The sequence below is a fragment of the Acidobacteriota bacterium genome (genome assembly GCA_009838525.1).
GTDB lineage: Bacteria > Acidobacteriota > Vicinamibacteria > Vicinamibacterales > UBA8438 > VXRJ01.
Map to the genome: position 1 here is coordinate 442,722 of VXRJ01000018.1, position 18,440 is coordinate 461,161.

General features: G+C 67.3%; 17 protein-coding genes and 1 pseudogene. 13 read left to right on the forward strand and 5 right to left on the reverse strand.

Translation table 11 applies throughout. The annotated features are described in order from the left end of the window. Positions 1–171: 171 nt before the first annotated feature. Both F4Y45_07845 and F4Y45_07850 read left to right on the forward strand, forming a co-directional pair. Entirely contained in the window at positions 172–1,539 is a 1,368-nt protein-coding gene (locus F4Y45_07845) for an MBL fold metallo-hydrolase (protein MXY24420.1), read from the forward strand. A gap of 10 nt (positions 1,540–1,549) precedes the next feature. Then, the gene (locus tag F4Y45_07850) at positions 1,550–2,536 is read left to right on the forward strand and encodes a polysaccharide deacetylase (GenBank protein ID MXY24421.1); all 987 of its coding nucleotides are present in this window, start codon (positions 1,550–1,552) and stop codon (positions 2,534–2,536) included. 7 nt (positions 2,537–2,543) lie between these two features. On the opposite strand, the gene F4Y45_07855 is transcribed toward F4Y45_07850, so the two are convergent. The 3 genes from F4Y45_07855 to F4Y45_07865 form a co-directional block, all read right to left on the reverse strand. Then, complete coding sequence (locus tag F4Y45_07855; GenBank protein ID MXY24422.1) at positions 2,544–4,877, reverse strand: penicillin acylase family protein; 2,334 nt, start codon at positions 4,875–4,877, stop codon at positions 2,544–2,546. 66 nt (positions 4,878–4,943) lie between these two features. Then, the gene (locus F4Y45_07860; protein MXY24423.1) at positions 4,944–5,435 is read right to left on the reverse strand and encodes a hypothetical protein; all 492 of its coding nucleotides are present in this window, start codon (positions 5,433–5,435) and stop codon (positions 4,944–4,946) included. 82 nt (positions 5,436–5,517) lie between these two features. After that, positions 5,518–7,194 (reverse strand): carboxylesterase family protein, encoded by a 1,677-nt coding sequence (locus F4Y45_07865; protein ID MXY24424.1) that lies wholly within the window; start codon positions 7,192–7,194, stop codon positions 5,518–5,520. A gap of 92 nt (positions 7,195–7,286) precedes the next feature. On the opposite strand from F4Y45_07865, the gene F4Y45_07870 reads away from it, so the two are divergent. From F4Y45_07870 to nthB, 9 genes and pseudogenes are all read left to right on the forward strand, one after another. Next, a complete protein-coding gene (locus F4Y45_07870) occupies positions 7,287–8,675 on the forward strand; it encodes an MFS transporter (protein ID MXY24425.1) in 1,389 nt (462 codons plus the stop codon). 422 nt (positions 8,676–9,097) lie between these two features. Then, a pseudogene (locus F4Y45_07875) lies at positions 9,098–9,313 on the forward strand (hypothetical protein). 208 nt (positions 9,314–9,521) lie between these two features. Continuing rightward, positions 9,522–10,988 carry an SGNH/GDSL hydrolase family protein gene (locus F4Y45_07880; protein MXY24426.1) on the forward strand — a complete coding sequence of 489 codons (1,467 nt, stop codon included), beginning with the start codon at positions 9,522–9,524 and terminating at the stop codon, positions 10,986–10,988. A 105-nt stretch (positions 10,989–11,093) separates the two neighbouring features. Next, positions 11,094–11,759: a dienelactone hydrolase family protein gene (locus F4Y45_07885; GenBank protein MXY24427.1), complete on the forward strand. Its 666-nt coding sequence runs from the start codon at positions 11,094–11,096 to the stop codon at positions 11,757–11,759. A gap of 66 nt (positions 11,760–11,825) precedes the next feature. Next, positions 11,826–12,068, forward strand: coding sequence for a hypothetical protein (locus F4Y45_07890; GenBank protein MXY24428.1), 243 nt, complete (start codon positions 11,826–11,828; stop codon positions 12,066–12,068). Positions 12,069–12,194: 126 nt separating this feature from the next. Further along, positions 12,195–13,307 carry a chorismate synthase gene (gene aroC / locus F4Y45_07895; protein MXY24429.1) on the forward strand — a complete coding sequence of 371 codons (1,113 nt, stop codon included), beginning with the start codon at positions 12,195–12,197 and terminating at the stop codon, positions 13,305–13,307. 24 nt (positions 13,308–13,331) lie between these two features. Next, on the forward strand, positions 13,332–13,832 hold the full coding sequence (locus F4Y45_07900; protein MXY24430.1) for a hypothetical protein: 501 nt from the start codon (positions 13,332–13,334) through the stop codon (positions 13,830–13,832). Positions 13,833–13,870: 38 nt separating this feature from the next. Then, positions 13,871–15,589 carry a PQQ-binding-like beta-propeller repeat protein gene (locus F4Y45_07905; GenBank protein MXY24431.1) on the forward strand — a complete coding sequence of 573 codons (1,719 nt, stop codon included), beginning with the start codon at positions 13,871–13,873 and terminating at the stop codon, positions 15,587–15,589. 54 nt (positions 15,590–15,643) lie between these two features. Next, a complete protein-coding gene (gene nthB, locus F4Y45_07910) occupies positions 15,644–16,321 on the forward strand; it encodes a nitrile hydratase subunit beta (GenBank protein ID MXY24432.1) in 678 nt (225 codons plus the stop codon). A 21-nt stretch (positions 16,322–16,342) separates the two neighbouring features. On the opposite strand, the gene thpR is transcribed toward nthB, so the two are convergent. Continuing rightward, positions 16,343–17,170: an RNA 2',3'-cyclic phosphodiesterase gene (thpR, locus tag F4Y45_07915; protein MXY24433.1), complete on the reverse strand. Its 828-nt coding sequence runs from the start codon at positions 17,168–17,170 to the stop codon at positions 16,343–16,345. Here thpR and F4Y45_07920 point away from each other — a divergent pair. Further along, a complete protein-coding gene (locus F4Y45_07920; GenBank protein MXY24434.1) occupies positions 17,056–17,529 on the forward strand; it encodes a GyrI-like domain-containing protein in 474 nt (157 codons plus the stop codon). The genes thpR and F4Y45_07920 overlap by 115 nt on opposite strands. Next, entirely contained in the window at positions 17,526–18,014 is a 489-nt protein-coding gene (locus F4Y45_07925; protein MXY24435.1) for a VOC family protein, read from the forward strand. The genes F4Y45_07920 and F4Y45_07925 overlap by 4 nt, the downstream gene beginning before the upstream one ends. Before the next feature lie 7 nt (positions 18,015–18,021). Here F4Y45_07925 and F4Y45_07930 read toward each other — a convergent pair whose 3' ends face one another. After that, positions 18,022–18,369 carry a DUF2834 domain-containing protein gene (locus F4Y45_07930; protein ID MXY24436.1) on the reverse strand — a complete coding sequence of 116 codons (348 nt, stop codon included), beginning with the start codon at positions 18,367–18,369 and terminating at the stop codon, positions 18,022–18,024. Positions 18,370–18,440 lie beyond the last annotated feature (71 nt).

Consider the following 18,440-nt stretch of genomic DNA (forward strand, 5'->3'; position numbering starts at 1 on the left):
AGTGCCGGCTCGGCTCCTGCCTCGACCTGGAGCTTCTGGTCTCGGTGATGGAGCGGGAAATGGCGGCGGCTAACCGGCGTGCCCTGCGGCGCGTCGACCACGACCCGTCGCCGCTGGACAACTTCTTTGGCGGCGCCTACAGCGACGTAGGCACGGAGGGCGCGGGGGTGGATGCGGAGGGGCTCGTCGTCCGGGCGCGCTACCGCAACGCGCCCGAGCAGCAGATGGTCGTCCGCCATCTCGCCACCGCGCGGCGGGGCAACTGCTACGAGGCCAAGCTGCCGCGCACGCTCACCATTCATGTGCGCGACCACGACCTGGAGCGCACCGACCGAACCGGGGTGTACCACGGCTACCTCTACATCGAGCATCATCATCCGGAGATCGCGGGCCGAGTCGTCGCGGAGTGAACGACGAGGCGGCCGTGTCGAAGAACGGGGAACAGGAGCGACAGACATGCGGAACTGGCTGAACGGGCGGCGGGATCTGGCGCGGGTAGTAGCGCTCGGGCTGGCAATGGTGGCGGTCGTGGCGGTGGCCGCGCAGGAAACCGATCCGACGGACGGCAAACGGGCATACCGTTTCGAGGAACTAACCGACGGGGTCTGGTTCGCCACCGGCACCGGCGCGATGACGACGATGAGCAACTCGCTCGTGATCGTGAACGACGACCACGCGATGCTGGTCGACACGAGCGTGACGCCCGCCGCGGCCCGCAAGCTGGTGGCGGAGATCGCCGACGAGATCACGGACTTGCCGATCCGTTACGTCTTCAATACGCATTTCCACTTCGACCATGCGCACGGCAACCAGATTTTCGATGACGACGTGGAGATCGTCGGTCATGACTACGTCCGGACGCAGTTCCTTGCGGACTCGCCCAACCAGCGGACCAACCGCAGCTTCACGGCAGGGACGCGACAGCAGGTGGAGCAGTTGAAGGAGCGGGTCGCGGCAGCGACGGACGCGAGCGAGCGGTCGCAGCTCGAACTCAATCTCCGCATCACCGAGGCGCACCTGAACGCTCTGGCCGAGACCCGCGTGAAAGCGCCCAACGTCACGTACAACGACACGATGACGATTGTGAAGGGCGACCGCGAGATTCAGCTTCACTACCCGGGCCGAGGTCATACCGCTGGCGACACGCTCGTCTTCCTGCCGGAAGAGAAGATTGTCTTCACCGGTGACTTCTTCGTCGGCAGTCCCGGCGCGAACGGCCTGCCGTACATGGGTGACGGCTTCGTCCATGAGTGGCCAGCCAGCCTCGACCGCCTGAAGGCTCTCGACTTCGACACCATCGTTCCCGGCCATGGCAATCCGTTCCAGGAGCGAGAGCAGATTGACCACCTGCAGGCCTATCTGCGCGATCTCTGGAATCAGGCGAGCAAGCTGCGGGCCGATGGCGTGTCGGCCGAGGATGCGGCAGGCCGGATCGATCTGAGCGCGCATGCCGCCCACTATGGTGACCGTGCCCGCAGCGCGGACCCGAGAGCGGTTGTCCGGATTTACGAGGTGTTGCAGATCCTGCACCCAATGTGAGGCCGGTACGATGCGCCCGGACTTCACGCGCGCCAGCCTGGCTGTAGCGGCGGCGCTGTTGCTGCTATCCGTCGCTCCGGAGTTCGACCTCCGGGCGACGGCTCGGACTCAGGCGGATCAGCCCGGCATCTACCTGAGCCTCGACGAGATCCGCGAGATCGCGGGTCGGATCCGGGCCGGCCGCAGCCTGCAGCCGGCGAGCTGGCCCAATGGCGCGCGCGTCGCCGTGCTGCTTTCATTCGACGTCGACAACGACACCATCACCATCGCCCGAAACGCGGAGCCGTCGCCGGGCGCCATGTCACAGGGCGAGTATGGCGCGCGGGTCGGCCTCCGCCGCGTGGTCGAGCTGATGGACCGTCATGAGATTCCGGCGTCGTTCTTCATTCCCGCGGTCAGTCTGGTCGTCGCTCCCGAGATGGTCGACGTCATCCAGGCGTCGGGACGCCACGAGTTCGGCGTCCACGGCTGGATCCACGAGCTGAACAGCGCGCTTGACGCCGAAACCGAGCGCGAGCTGGTGGTTCGCGCCACGGACTACCTGGAGGAGGTGACTGGCCACCGCCCCGTCGGCTATCGCGCACCGAGTTGGAACTTCAGTCCGAACACGCTCGACATCATTCGCGGACTGGGTTTCCTCTACGACAGCTCGCTGATGGCCGACGATCGCCCGTACGAATTGCTGCAAGACGGGGAACCGACGGGGATGGTCGAGCTGCCGGTCGAGTGGATTCTCGACGACGCACCGCTCCTGAACCCGAGGGGGAACAGCTACACGTCGCCCCGTGAACTGCTCCAGGTCTACATCGACGAGTTCGACAAGGCGTACGAGGAGGGGACGATGTTCCTCCTCACCACGCATCCCCACATCATTGGCCACCGTTCCCGCATCATCATCCTCGAGGAGCTGATCGCCCACATCCAGCAGACGGACAATGTCTGGTGGGCGACGCACGAACAGGTTGCCCGCTACGTGAAGGAGCAGGCTGGCCTCTGACGCCGCTTCAACGGTCCCCGGGCAGCAGCATCAGTCGATGGGCTGCGTGTTCCTCGACCGCGCCGCGCGTATAAAGGAGCGGGAAGTACTCGCCGTTGCCCAGGTTTTCGACCAGGTTGCCGTAGTACGGGCTGCCCGGTTGGGCAGACTGCCCCGGTGAGTTGCTTGCGACGGAGCGGTCGAGGTTCGCGAGGTCGATGATGCGGCGGAAGTTGGCCCCCGTTGCGTTGACGGCGCCGAATCCTCCCGGTCGCTCGACGGCCGGCAGGTCGAATGCCGAGGCGATCATGTGGGGCAGCTCGCTCGCGTGGACCCGCCCGTGCCGCCACTCGTCCCGGTCGGGTCCGAGCTCCGCGGTCAGGCGATCCAGCGCCGCCGCGAGTCCCTCTTCGATCAGCGCGCGGCGTTCGTCCGCCGGCGTGGCCGGATCCTGCGCCCGCGCGTCGAACTCGCTGTTCCAGCGTACGTAGAGCGCCGCGGCCGTGCTTTCTTTCGTGAGTCTGCCGTCCCAGTCGGCGATCAGGGCGCGCGCCCACTCGACGTCCGGATCGTCGGACGTCCACCCCTGGAACGCCGGGATGTCCCGCTCGGCCGCGAGCAGGTAGACGTCGTGCTGAATCCGCATGTGATCCTCGACGGACAGCTGCTCGTCGGACCCGAGTATCTGGTGGAGGCGCGCGATCCGCGATGTCTCCACTCCCCTTGACGAGTGGTAGAACACGGGCCGCCCCTCGTAGCCCGGTGGGTGGACGTTGTTGTTGGCGGTGGTGATGTAGCCACGCTCCGGGTTGAACTCGCGCGGGAGATCGGTGCGGAATCCCCGCCACTCGTAGTTGCCCGTGCCGGGTACCGGAAGGCGGCCGTTCCAGCCGTCGCGGTCGGGTGTCAGCCCTGTCACCTGGAGCGCGATGTTGCCCTCGACGTCCCCGCAGATGAGGCTGTGGGTGGGCACGAGCCAGTGCATTGCGCGGTCGAAGAAATCCGCACAACTGTCGGCCTGTGCGAGCTGGAAGCTGCCCTTGTAGGCGGCGGTCCCCGGCTCCTGGACCACCGACCGCACGGCATAGGCGCGACGGTTCTCCAGGTCCTCGTAGAACACCGGACCGTGCCGGCTGAACTTCAGGACGATGGGCTCCGGTTCCCGGCCCTTGACGGGAATCTCTTCCTCGATGAGCCGGAGCGGCTCCCAACCGTCCTGCCACCGCACGAGATCGGGATCCTCGGGGTGCAGCTCCTCGACGTAGACGTCGACCATGTCCGTGCCGGCGAACGTGAAGCCCCACGCCACGCGCTCGTTGTTTCCCGCGTCGACGCCGGCAAACGGCGGCTCGCCGCCACCGATTACGTTCCAGCCCGGCGCGACAAGCTGCACGAAGTAACGGAGGGCCGGCATCTCGATACGCCGGTGCGGATCGTTGGCGAGGATTGGCACGCCGGTCGGCGATCGTGCGCCACTCATCACCCAGTTGTTGCTCCCCTCGGTTGCGATGAGACCGGGCGAGACCTGAGTCGTTCGCACGTCGGTGATGAGCGCCCGAAACGGCTCCACGACCTCCAGGGGCGGGAGCCTTCCGGCCACGAACGGATCCCCGTCCCCGGCGCGCATCGCGTCGATGATCTCCTCGGTGATGATGTCCACGTCGAGCCCGTCCGGGACCACCAGATCGTCCCACGGGTCCGGCGCCGCGCGCCGGTTGGCTTCCTCGACGCCATAGCGGGCGACACTCATCGCGAGCCGCATCTCGTTGATCGCATGCCCGCGCACGCTCGGGACCGCGAGCGCCGCCCACCGCAGAACGGCCGTTCTGGCCGTCCAGGGCTCCGGCACGATTCCCGTGAGCTGGAACTCGACGGGAAGGTTGCCCCGGTGCTGCTCGATGTAGGCATTCACGCCGTTGGCGTGCGCCGTAAAGAGGCGCTCCGCGTTGGGGTGGTAGCTCGTCCACTCGGTCTCGTCCCACGGCCCGCGGAACATCATCAGGCGCGTGCGGCGGTCATAGTCGAGCGCGTCCGGCCCGAAGACCTCCGCGAGCCGGCCTTCGCGCCACCGGCGCCACATCTCCATCTGCCAGAGCCGGTCCTGCGCCATGACGTAGCCTTGGGCGAAGAAGAGGTCGTCGTCGTTGGCGGCGTAGATGTGGGGCACTCCCCACTCGTCCCGTATGACCTCGACCGGTTCCCTCAATCCCGGGACTTCAAGCTCGCCGTCGATCCGGGCGAGCGCCCGGTCCGCGAGCGCGTCAAGCGATTCGGGTGGGTCCGGGGCGGCGGTGCAGCCGGCTACGGTTGCCGCCAGCACTCCCGTGGCCAGCCGGATGAAACGTCTTGCGTTGATGGACATGTGGCCCCTCTCTGGCTCCGCGTTGGCACGATCCGACTAGTCCACGCGCAGGAATTGCCGGCCATCTTATCTGGATTCGCGCCAAGTCCAGACGAGCGCAATCAGGACGCCGACACCGAGCAGGCGCCGGGGATTGTCGACGAATACAACGGCGCCATTGGCAATCATGAAGAAGAAGATGCAGCGTATGGCCGTGGTCCAGACCGCGGAGCGTCGCGCATGGTGGAGGGGCCAGAACTGCCACCAGGCGCCTTCAGCCACCCAGATAGTGGTGAAGGCGTAGTTGGCCCAGAGTCCGCCTCCCCAGGCGAGACTCAGGAACGCCTCGGTCCGGGCCGCCGTGTAGTCGTACGCGTCGACGTGGCTCCAGCCATGGTGGATGCCGAAGGCCGCCGCGACGTGGGCGAGGTAGACGAGCGCCCCGAGAAGCCAGATCGGCCGAGCCCACGTTGCCGGAACCCGCCGCGTTCGGCCGTACTCTCCCGCGACGTAGAGAACGAGCGCGGTCCAGATAGTGAGTACGACCGCGGGTGCGGCCGGTATAGCCGGAGTCGCCACCGGGCACCTTACTTCACGCAGTCTCTGAATGTGCCGGCCGTTTTCGCGGCCGGCCCCGTGGACGGCGCTCCCGACCTGGTTGCTAGTTGCTCTCCCGCCGGTCGGTCTGCTGCCTGTTCCACAGCGCCGCGCCGGCGACGTCCAGCTCCGCGGCAGGGGCGGCGGCGGTGTTCAGAACCAGGTGTTCGTTCGATTCCAGGTTGAACACTGGCCAGTCCGGAAGATCAGGGCGGTTGGGATTGCCGGTTGCGGCAAACTGGATCCAGTAGCTCCTGACCGTCTCCGAGAGCCGGAAGTCCGCCTCCGTGAAGTCGCCCAGGGTGCTGAGCCCCAGGGGACGTTCGCCGCCGTCGTCGGTTCGGGTGAGCGTTCCGAAAACGTAAACCAGCTCGGCGGCGTGATGGGCGCCGAGCGTCTCTCCCCAGGCGGTCGGCGGGGCATGCGTAAAGTGATAGAGCCAGACCGGCGACATCTTCTTCGCGTGCGCCTCGGCGTGGGCGCGAACCGGTCCGGCGAAGAGCAGGTCGTGAATCAGTTTGTCGATGCCGGCCGTCGCCGATTCGGGAGAATCGACGGCGTAGTGGGCAAGCATCTGCTCGGCGTGCTCGGGGTAGACGGCGCGGACGTACGCCTCGAATGATCCGACGTCGGCAATATCCATGTTCCGGGTGAAGAGCGAGCCCTCGTTTCCCATCAGGCCGGTGATCAACGGAACATCGTGCTGGCGCCCGCCTTCGTACATGGCAAGCGGGTCGTCGAGGATCGCCCAGCCGTCGACATTCGGCGCCCAGACATTACCCGTGTTGCGGAACGTGTTGCCAGCGTCACGGTTGGATGCCTCGAGCACCTCGCCGGCGCTGGTGGCGCGCATCGCGGCAAGTTGCTCGTCCGCGTCATCACCGCTTGCGCCGAGCGCCTCGCCGATCCGCGCGCCCTGAGCCTGAGCCGGTTCCCAGCCGCGGGCCGGCGAGTCGAGCGGACGGTCCCAGCCACGAATGTAGGTGCTCTGGGCAATCGCGCGATGGTAGAGGCCTTCCGCCTGCGGCATCAGCATCACGGCCATCACTGCTCCGCCCCCGGCCGACTCGCCGACGATCATCACGCGGTCGGGATCGCCACCGAACGTAGCGATGTTGTCGCGGACCCACTCCAGCGCCGCCACCATGTCGAACAGCCCGTAGTTGCCGCTCGCGCCGTGCGGCGATTCATCGGAGAGCGCCGGATGGGCCAGGAAGCCGAAGACGTTCAGACGGTAGTTGATGGTCACTACCACGGCGCCGTCTCCCGCCAGTGCCGTGCCGTCGTAGAGGGCGCTCGAGCCCGAACCGCCGGTGTACCCGCCGCCATGAATCCAGAAGAGGACGGGGCGCGGTTCCGTGGTCTCGCGCGGCGCCCAGACGTTCAGGAACAGGCAGTCCTCGTCCTGGGTGACATTCTGGCCGCCGTTCTGGACGCAGATCGGACCAGTCTCGGTTGCGTCGCGGACGCCGGTCCAGGTAACGACAGGCGCCGGTGGCTGCCAGCGCCGCTCGCCCACCGGCGGCGCCGCGAACGGTATTCCCTTGAACGCGATGACGTCGGGATTGGCGGCGGTTGCGGCGCCCTGAACATCACCCCCGGTGACGCTCACTGGCGTGGCGGCCGACAGCGAGACAATCGGGCCGTCCGCCCCGTCGTCGGCCGCGGGCGTGCCGCACGCGGCCAGTATCGCGACGCCCGTAGCGGCCAGGACGAACGCTACGACTCGATTCCATTCCATTGCGGGTCTCCCTGTCTTCGCGTCTCGCCCGGAACCGCGGGCGGCGAGCTTTGATTATAGGATTGTGTAGCCGCGGCACGGCAGGCCTTCCGATGGCATCCCCCCTGGACTCCGGCGACCTGCCCAACCCTCACGCCCCGGCCGCCGCAACGAGCGAACGATCCGCCGGCGCAGCTGCGCCCTCCGTACCGTGGTACCGGCAGGTAAGCGGCGTGCAGTGGAAGGCGTTCTTCGGAACGTTCCTCGGCTGGCTGCTCGACGGATTCGACTTCCTCATCATGACGTTCATCCTGATCGACATTCAGGACAGCTTCACCGTCGATCGCGCGCTCGCCGGCGCGCTCGGCACGGTCACGCTGATGTTCCGCCTGGTGGGCGGCTTCGGCGCCGGCATGATGGCGGATCGGTGGGGACGGCGGCTACCGTTGATGCTGTCGATTCTCTGGTTCTCCGTCTTTGCCTTCCTGAGTGGCTTTTCAACCTCCTACGCGATGCTCTTCGGATTCCGTGCGCTCTTTGGCATCGGGATGGGAGGCGTGTGGGCGGCGGGAATGCCGCTGGCGCTGGAGCATTGGCCAACGCGGTTGCGCGGCCTGGCGTCGGGCCTGCTGCAGGGGGGTTGGTACTGGGGCTACATCCTGGCTGCCCTGACCTACCACACCATCTACCCGTTGTTCGAAGGCATCGCGGATCCACTCGGCGGCGGTGCCGGTTCAACGATCGGCTGGCGCGTGATGTTCTGGGTGGGCCTGCTGCCGGCGCTGCTGGTGATCTGGATACGGCGGAGTGTCAGTGAGAGTCCGGTATGGCAGGAGCGCCAGCGTCGTCTCCGTGAGGAAGCGGCGGCCGGCGGTGCGGGCACGCTCGAGGCGGCGGAGAGCACGTCGGTGCTCCGCCTGTTCCGGCCCGAGCTGCTCTGGGCAACCGTGCAGTCATCCGTGCTGATGGGGACGTTCATGTTCTCCTACTATTCGCTCAGCTTCTGGTATCCCACCTTTCTGATCGAAAGAGGGCACTCGACGCTCGGCTACCTCCTCCTGTTCAACCTCTCCGGCATTGTCGGCATGGCGTTGTGGGGGCGGGTCTCGGAAACGGCCCTTGGCCGGCGCGGTGCGGTGACGGTGGCAGCCTTGATCGGGGTCGTGTCGATTCCGGCGTTCCTCGGTTCCGGCGCGACGCTGTTGGCTGTCGGCGCGGTCGTCATGGGAGTATCAGGGGCCGGGATCTGGGGAGTCGCGCCGTCGTACCTGACGGAACGTTTTCCGACTGCGGTACGCGGCGTCGGTCCGGGTCTGACCTACCACGTCGGCGCGTCGCTCGGAGCGTTGACGCCGTTCGTTCTCGGACGATTGCAGGACGGCGGGATGACTACCGGCGGTGCGATGCAGATCTGCATTGCCATCTCCGGCTTGCTGGTGGCCGCCATCATCTGGATGGGGCCGGAAACACGCGGACGCCGCTTCACGCCGACGGAGGAGTGAAGGACGCGTCCATCGGGAGCAGACGACATGCAGCAATCCGTTGAAGGGTCCTGGAACGACGAACGACACCCAGTGCGGGGGCCGCGCGCTTACCGAATGGGGCGGTGGCTGGCCGCGGCGCTGATCGGGGCGTCGTTCCTTGGTGGCTTGGCAGGCAGCCTGTTGACGAACAGCCGCGTCGAGGCCCAGGTGCCCGACGTCGTGACGACGACACAGGTGAACCTGGTGGACGGCGCCGGGAATCTCCGCGGCATCCTGGCCGGGAGCGACGAGAGCGGCCGCGCGGCGCTCACGCTCTTCGATCAAGCGGGTCAGCCGCGGAGCCTCGTTGGCGTGCAGGCGGACGGGACGCCGGTTTTGCAACTGCACGGTGCGGGTGGCGAAACCCGGCTGCTGGCCTCGGTGCAGGGCGATGACACGGTTCTGCTCGTCGGCCAGGATGGCGCCGGGCAGGCGGTGATGGCCGACGTGCAGGGAAGCCCGGTCGTGAGCCTCAGCGACCGCGGGCGAAGTCGGCTTCAACTGCAGCTGGGCGTTGATGGTTGGCCGCGCGTCGCCCTGTCGGACGCCGCCGGCAACGTAGGCGCCTCGCTCGGCGTTTCCGGAGACGACCGTCCCGAACTGCGCCTTGCCGCTGAAGGCCGGCAGCGAGCCCTGCTGACCGTGGCGCAGGGGGCGACCGTCCTCAACCTGTCGGACACCTCCGGGATCCGGATGGTGGCGGGCGTCGCGGCCGACGGGAATCCGAGTGTGACGTTCTTGGATGCGGCGGGCGAGGTGACGGCGCAACTGCCGCAGAGTGCACAGTAAGATCAAGTTGCCGCTCTGCGGCGGAAAGGACCGAGCATGACGATTCCCGCTTGCCGTTCTCTTCTTCGACTCGACCGCGTGGCCGCGATCGCGATCGTCGCGGCGCTGATCCTGACGACGGGCGCCCCGCCCGCCGTGGCCCAGGACAACGGGGACCGCCCGAAACGGATCGCGCTGTGGGGTTCTTCGGTACCGAACGGAACCGGCGACGAGACGAACCGGGGAGGCTATACGGGTCGCCTGCGTGAGTTGCTGGAGCCGCGCGGCTGGGAGGTGATCAACGTCTCCCGCGGCGGCGACAACACGGTCACCATCACGCCGCGATTCGAGCCGGAAGGCACGCCGGATCCCGATACGCGCTATCTGACTCCGGTCGATCCCGGCTACGTCGTCATTGCCCTCTCGTTGGGCAACGAGGGGATCATGCGTTGCCCGCCCGGTCAGGAATCACCGCGCTGCGCGGCGTCGCAGGAGGCGCAGGACGCGGTGGCGCGGCAGTGGGCCGACGGCATGCAGCGCCTGATTGAACGCGCCCGGGACAACGACATCGTCCCCATTGTCGGTAACACCTACGCGCGCGGCGACTTCACGGAGGCGGAATACGCCCAGACCCGCGAGATGAACCTCCTCATCAACAGCTGGGACGTACCGAGCGTCAACCTCCTCGGCGCCATCGACGACGGTTACGGCCGGTGGGCGCGCGGCTTCTTCCCTGAGCCAATCCATCCGAACGCGGCTGGCCACACGGAGATGTTCCATGCGTTCGTGCCGACGCTGTTCGACGCGCTCGCCGCCGGCAAGCCGATCCCGCAGAAATCGGACGCGCCAGGGTTCGCCCGGATCCGCGGGAACGCGCGGTCGCCGCTCACGATGGACGTCGATGACACGATGCGCTCGTTCGGCCTGACCTTCTCGGTACGGGCCGAGGGGGAGGGCACGGTGGCAAGTATTGGGGGCGAGACACTCGCCCACGAGGTGGACTGGGTGACGGTACCGTTCCGCCAGGCGTCGCTGGACTTCGAGGCGATGACCCTCACGCCGACGGGCCGCCGGTTCAATGCATCGGTCGCGATTCAGAACGGACGCTGGGTGTACGCTGCGGCCAACGGGAATTCGGTCTCGACGCTCGCGCCGAGCGCCGACGGGCAGTGGCACACGGTAACGCTCACCCATCACGTGGCGCGCGGCGCTACCCACTTCTGGGTGGACGGCCGGATGGTGGGGGCCGTCGAGGAACGGCTCCAGCCGGATCGGTTCGTCCTCGGCGGTCCCGGTCCCGAGTGGTCGACCGCAATCCCGGCGCCGGCCGATTACAGGGACTGGATGATCCACCGCGCCGGGCTCAACGGTGACGAGGTGCGCGCGCTGCACGAGGGCACCCTTCTGCAGTCGAGTCTGGAACTCTATGCGCCGCTGACGGCCGAACCGTTCGGGAACGCCGCGCAGAGTCTTTCTGAAGTGGACGCTGCGGCAGGCGCGGTGGAAGCAACGACAGAGGAGTAGCCCCTGGCGGGAGGAGCCAGTGGTGCGCCGGCCTCCAGGCCGGCATGACGTAGTGCCTGGCGCGCGAGCGGGAGGAACGGAACGGGAAAGATGACTATGGGCGAAATGGTGGAATTTCCGGCGAACGGAAAGCCGGCGTCGGGTTATCTGGCGGCTCCCGCGTCCGGCAGGGGCCCCGGTGTCATCGTGATTCAGGAATGGTGGGGATTGGTCGATCACGTCAAGGATGTCGTCGACCGGTTTGCCGCGGAGGGGTTCGTCGCGCTGGCGCCCGATCTCTACCATGGTGAGACGGCCACCGGTCCCGACGACGCCGGTAAGTTGATGATGGCGCTCAACATCGAACAGACGGAGCGTGATCTGCGCGGCGCGGTCGACTGCCTGCTCGGGCGTTCGGAGACGACCGGCGAGCGGGTCGGCACGGTCGGCTTCTGCATGGGAGGGCAGCTCTCCCTCTTCGCCGCCTGCGCGAACCTCAAGGTGGGAGCGTGCGTCGACTTCTACGGCATCCATCCGAACGTGACGCCCGACCTCGCCGGCCTGCAGGCGCCGGTGCTGGGGTTCTTCGCGGAGAAGGATGGATTCGTAACGCCGGAGGTGGCGCGCAAGCTCGAGGCAGACCTGAAGGCGGCGGGGAAGAGCGTGGACATCACCGTTTTCGAGGGTGCGGATCACGCCTTTTTCAACGACACGCGGGCGGAGGTGTATCACCCGGAGTACGCGGCCGAGTGTTGGTCGCGGGTGCTCGCCTTCTACCGGACGCACCTGTAGACGCTCCGGGGGGCGCTCGACGTCCGAGCGCGGCACGGGCGGACGTGGAGGCAGCGGAGGTAAGTGATGCGCTGGTTCGGGAGAATCCTGCTTCCGTTCCTCTACCGGCTGCAGCCCTTGTTGATGCGGCTGCGGTCGTGGCAACTCGTTGCGCTGGTGGCGGCGCTCACCCTTCTCAGTTGGATTGTCCCGGACCCCCTGCCGTTTCTGGACGAGATTCTCCTGACGATCCTGCTCATTCTGTTGACGCGATGGCGGGCCACCAAGCGGGAACCTTTCGAGGGGCAGTCCGCGCCGCCACCTGTCTAGCGGCCCGTGGTGAACCCCGCTACATTCGAGCGACGCAGGGTTTCACCACGGGTTGCTAAGCCCCCGCGCCGGTGGACCGAGTGTCGGTCGTCACCACCGCCTTCGGGGAGCCGGTACAATCCGAGGGTGCCGGGAAACAGCTTCGGACAGGCGTTTCGCATTACTACGGCGGGAGAATCGCACGGCCCGGCGTACGTCGTCGTCGTCGATGGCTGCCCCCCGGGCCTGGCCCTGAGCGAGGACGATCTCGTTCCCGACCTTGCACGCCGTCGGCCGGGTCAGAGCACCATCGTCTCGCAGCGTGACGAGGCGGACGTGCCGGAGATCCTCTCCGGCGTGTTCGAGGGGCGGACCACCGGCACCAGCATCGGTATTCTGATCAGGAACCGCGATCAGCGCAGCCGAGACTATTCGGCGATCAAGGCGAAGTACCGTCCAGGCCATGCGGACCATGGCTACGACGCCAAGTACGGCTTCCGGGACTACCGCGGCGGCGGCCGGTCCAGCGCGCGCGAGACGACGGTCCGGGTCGCGGCGGGTGCAATCGCGAAGAAGCTGCTGGCGGAGCGATGCGGGGCGCGGATCGTCGGCTACGTCCGGCAGGTGGGTGATGTGGTTGCGGCGATTTCCGACCCGGCCGGGGTGACGCTGAACGATGTCGAGCGGTTGCCGGATGGCTCCCCCAACGTCGTTCGGTGTCCGGATGCCGAGGCGGCGGCACGGATGGTCGGCCTGATCGAGCGGATGCGGTCGCAGCAGAACTCGATAGGCGGCGTCGCCGAGGTGGCGGCTACCGGTGTGCCGGCGGGTTTGGGAGAACCGGTGTTCCACAAGCTGAAGGCGGATCTCGGCAAGGCGCTCTTCAGTCTGCCGGCCGTCCTCGGTGTGGAGTACGGCGTCGGCTTCGGTTGCGCGACCCTGACCGGCTTGGAAAACAACGACACGTTCTATGCCGCGGGCGACCGGCGAATCGCCACGCGGACCAACCGACACGGCGGGATGCTGGGCGGGATCTCGAGCGGAATGCCGATCGTGCTGCGCGCGGCGGTCAAGCCGACCAGCAGCCTGCCGCAGCCGCAGGATACCGTGACGTCGACGGGTGAGCCGACAACGATCAGTACGAAGGGACGGCACGACCCGTGCCTGCTGCCGCGTTTCGTCCCGATGGCCGAGGCGATGGTGGCGCTCGTGCTCGCGGACCACTGGCTGCGCTGGCAGGCAACCGGCCGCGCCGACTGAGTCGGCCCGGCTATAATCGCCCCCATGAAGAAGGGGATTCTGCTCACCGCGCTCGCCGCTGCGGTCGCCTTGATCGGCGGCATCGGTATTGGTTGGCTGCTCGGCGCGGCCGGGGTGGGGCAGGCGGCGCCCCTAGAGTCGCTCGACGCCCGCGAACGGGCGTTCGCTGAGCGGATGCAGGACGTCGTCCTGACGGGACACTTCACGATAGAAGGGCGGGAGCGGCGCGACGGCCTGCCCGAGCGGTACGCGATCACGAGCGCGACGAAGCTCGACGGGGACCGCTGGCGCTTTGACGTGCACATGACGTACGGCAGCGTCGACGCCACGCTGCCGGTGGTTGTTCCCATCGTCTGGGCCGGCGACACGCCGATGGTGAGCATCACCGACTTCGAGATCCCTGGGTTGGGCGACGAGTTTGGGGCGCGGGTCGTCTTCTATGACAACCGCTATGCCGGCACCTGGGATCACGGCGAGTACGGCGGCATGATGTACGGCACCATCGCGTCCGCCGACGGCAACTAGCGGCGGTCGGCACGGTGGCGCAAGGGGAGGGAGTTTCCATGTCCAGGCAGATTCCATTCGCAGCAGGTGCGCTCGTCATGCTGACTGGCCTTGGCCTGGCGGGAACGTCCGGCGTGGCGCAGGTGGAGAACTACGCGCCGGTGACCGATGCCATGCTGCAGGATCCGCCGGATGCGGACTGGCTCAGTTGGCGGCGGACTCTGGATGGCCAGGGGCACAGCCCGCTCGATCAGATCACGGCGGACAATGTCGGCAACCTCCGTCTCGCCTGGAGCTGGAGCCTGGGGGTCGGATCGCAGCAGACGACGCCGCTGGTGCATGACGGCGTTCTCTACATCGCCAACCCCGGTGAAGTCGTGCAGGCTCTCGACGGGGCCACCGGCGACTTCCTCTGGGAGTACCGGCGGGGAGTCGAAGCGCCGGGGAACAGCTTCGGCGGGCCGCCTCCGGGGCGCGCTCACCGCAATATCGCCATCTACGAGGACAAGATCTACCTGAACACCGCCGATGCGCACGTCATCGCGATTGACGCACGGACCGGCGAGGTGGCATGGGACGCCGACGTGGGGGGAGGCGTGGGCTTCCAGTTCTCGAGCGGCGCCATCATTGCCGACGGGAAGGTGATTTCCGGCCTGACCGGTTGCGGCCGTTACCGCGAGGAGGCCTGCTACATCGTCGGTCTCGATGCCCGGACCGGCCGGGAACTCTGGCGCACGTCGACGATCGCGCTGCCCGGGGATCGGGGCGGCGACTCGTGGGGTGACCTGCCGGTGATGTTCCGGGCCGGAAGCGATTCCTGGATCCCGGGCAGCTACGATCCCGTCACGCGGACGCTCTTCCACGGGACGTCACAGGCGAAACCGTGGGCGCGCGCGGCGCGCGGCACCGACGGCGACGCGCTCTATACCAATTCGACACTGGCCCTGGATCCCGATACGGGCGAGATGAAGTGGTATTACCAGCACCTGCCGGGCGAGACGCTGGACATGGACGAGGTGTTCGAGCGCATCATCGTCGAGTACGACGGGCAGCGGTCCGTCTTCACGATGGGCAAGATGGCGGTTCTCTGGGAAATGGATCTCGGGAGCGGCGCCTTCCGCAACGCGCACGACCTGGGCTACCAGACGTTCGCCGACGTCGATCCGGAGACGGGAGAGGTGACGTACCGCGAGGGCATGATTCCCGAGCTGTACAAGGAGGTCTTCTGGTGCCCGAGCACGGCCGGCTTCAAGAGCTGGCGCGCGATGTCATATCACCCCGGGCAGGAGGCCTTCTATATTCCGATCAACCTGAATTGCGAGACCGGCATCTTCGGGCCGGTCGACCGGGTGGAGGGAGGCGGCGGCACCGGGCCGGTGCGCCGTACGAACCACTTCCATCCCGATAGCCCGGGGCAACTGGGCGAGTTCCTGGCGATGGACATGCGGACGGGCGATGTCCGTTGGCGACGGCGCTTCAAGACGCCCATCAACAGCGCCGCGCTCACCACGGACGGCGGTCTGGCCTTTGCCGGCAGTTGGGACCGCTACATGTACGCCTTCGACGTGGGGAATGGCGAAACACTCTGGCAGACGCGCCTGCCGACATCCATACAGGGCTTCCCCATCACCTACGCCGTCGACGGCCGCCAGTACGTCGCCGTCCCGGTCGGTAGCGGGGGCGCCAGTTGGGGCGGGATGATCCCGGCCGATCTGATGCCGGAAGAGAAGCGTCCCGACGGCGGCAACGGCCTCTTCGTCTTCAGTCTGGCTGAATAGCCGGTTCGCTGATTGACCGGCGCCGCGGGATCACAAGGACGCTCGGGCCGACGCATGCCGCGGCCGGGGAAGCCGCCGATGAAGGGAGCCCACGACATGGGCGGGACAGGTGGCCGGGGGCCAGTCGATCCCGAGCCGAACGAGCCCGTCTTTCACGCGCCGTGGGAGGGACGGGTCTTCGGTCTGCGCCGTCTTCTCGTCCCGTGGGGGCTGGGCGGCAACTGGGGGAGCTTCCGGTTTGCGCAAGAGCGCGTTCCGGCGGCGGACTACCTGCGCCTGTCGTACTACGAGCGGTGGTTCATCGCGCTCGTCAACGTGCTGAAGGCGCAAGGGGTCGTCACCGAGGCCGAGCTGACGAGCGGCGCCAGCGATCCGGAGGCGGCGCGGCCGCAGCGACAGGAGCGGCCGCCGCAGGCGTCGCTGGGGTTCGGGCTCCTCGCTCTCGATGTCCCGGCGCGGTTCGGCGTGGGCGATTCGGTCCGGGCGCGTAGGGTGAGTCCGCCAGGACACACCCGGCTGCCGGGTTACGCGCAAGGCAAGCACGGCACGGTCATCCGGGACAACGGTGTCTACGCGCTCCAGGACACCGACAAGCACGGGCAACAGCTCGGCGACTTCCCGCAGCACGTCTACACGGTCCGCTTCACGGGTCGGGAACTCTGGGGTGAGGGCGGCCACGACCGCGACGCCGTCTATGTCGAGTTGTGGGAGGACTACCTCGAGCCGGCCTGAGGACGAGATCGTCCTTCGTCTTCAGTCTGGCGGCATAGCCCGCGATCTCAACAGGGTTGCCGCCGCCAGTTCGTGGTACGCCGCGCCCTCGGACGACAGCCGGCTCTCCATCAGGACGACGCGATCGACGGTCCACTCCGTCTGGGGCACGTCGAGGGCCTCGACCGTGCGGTTGAGCGCTCGTTCCGCGCGCCGCGCGATCCGTTTCATGCGCCCTATGGTCAGATGCGGGCGGAAGGGTCTCCGCTCTCTCCCGAATCCGATGCGCGCGAGCCGCCGCTCCACCTCCTGCTGTAGTTCGTGCAACCGGTCGGCGCCGTCGCGCACGTCGAGCCAGACGACGCGTGGCGCACCCCGTGGCGGGAAGAGGCCGGCGGCGCCGAGCGACGCCTTGAACGGAGACTGTGACCAGGCCGACATGAGCGTTTCGCGGACGGCCGCCGTGCGGTGCTCGTCCAACTCGCCGAGAAAGCGGAGCGTCAGGTGCAGGTTCGCCTCCGGTACCCATCGCACGCGCACCGCGGCGGCCGCCGGCTGATTCCGCAGCTCGTCAATCAGGGCTTCCACTCGTGCGCGCGTGGCGCCGTCCAGCGTTACCGCGATGAAGATCCGCACCGTGGTTATGGTCACACATGCGCCGGCGTCGTATTCTTTGCAGGCTGCCGAATTGGGGCAGCCAGGCGTAGTTCTCGTCGGCGGCTTGCCGCCCGGCGGAAAGGCAAGAGGAACAACCGATGACGCACGAATTCGGCACCAGGGAAATCGAAGCACAGTCGGTCGTGGGCATCCGAACGACGGCCAGAATGGACGAGATCGGGAAGGTGATGGGACCGCTCTTCGGAGAGGTATTCGGGTACATCCAGCAGCAGGGGCAGGCTCCGGTCGGGATGCCCCTCGCGCTCTATCACTCGATGGAGGGGGGAACCGTCGACCTCGAGTGCGCGATTCCTGTTGGATCGCCCGTGGAGGGTTCGGGCCGCGTCGGGGCGGGGGAGCTTCCCGCCTGCACGGCGGCGACCGTCACGCACATGGGGCCGTACGACGAGCTCGGAAAGACCTGGGAAGCGCTGATGGCGTGGATGAAGTCGGAAGGTCTGGAGCCTGCGGGAACGCCGTGGGAGGTTTACGTCACCGATCCCGGCGCCGAGCCGGACCAGTCGAAGTGGCGTACCGACATCTACTTTCCCGTCCGCAGGAGTGGATCATGATCCACGGCATAACGCCGTGCCTGTGGTTCGACGGAAAGGCTGAAGAAGCGGCGGCGTTATATACCTCCGTTTTCGAGGAGGGTGAGATTCTCGACGTTGTCCGCTACGGCGAAAGCGCCGCGGAAGTATCGGGCCAGCCGGCCGGCAGCGTGTTGCAGGTGGATTTCCGCATCCAGGGGCAACGCTTCACCGCCTTGAACGGCGGGCCGCTGTTCGAATTGACACCCGCGATCTCCTTCGTGGTGGAGTGCGACACGCAGGCCGAGATTGACACGCTGTGGACCGGGCTTTCCGAGGGTGGAGAGGCGCAGCGCTGCGGGTGGCTGCGGGATCGGTTCGGGGTCTCATGGCAGGTCGTCCCTCGCGTGATTGACGAGCTGCGTGCGCGGGGCCACGACGAAGGCTGGGAACGGCTCATGCAGGCGATGCTGCAGATGGACAAGCTGGATATCGCCGGCCTGCAGCGGGCGTTCGACGGTTCCTGACGGCGTCTCATTCGGGGTCGGACCGCGGGGAACGGGCCGCCGCCCGGAGCATCTTCCGCTCGCGCATCAACAGGAACAGTGGCAAACCGAGTGACACGCCCACCAGGCACGTGCCTGTGATGGGGAGCCAGAGCCCGGCTACGGACAGCCGCCGCCCCTCGCGGAGGACGAAGGGAATCAGCACCACCGCGGATACCAGGACGTCCGCCCACGCCAGCATCGCCATGCGCGATCGGGCGATCTCGACGACCATCGCGGCAGGGTCGATTCCGCCGTTTTCAACCCCCCAGGCCACGAGGGCGCTGTAGGGAAGCAGAGTTCCGAGTACGCACATGACCGCATAGAAGATGACCACCGCTGCTTCTCCTTGAGGGGATCTCCGTCCGGTGCCCAGGCGCTGTTGTACAGCAAGTCGCGGTTCGCCAT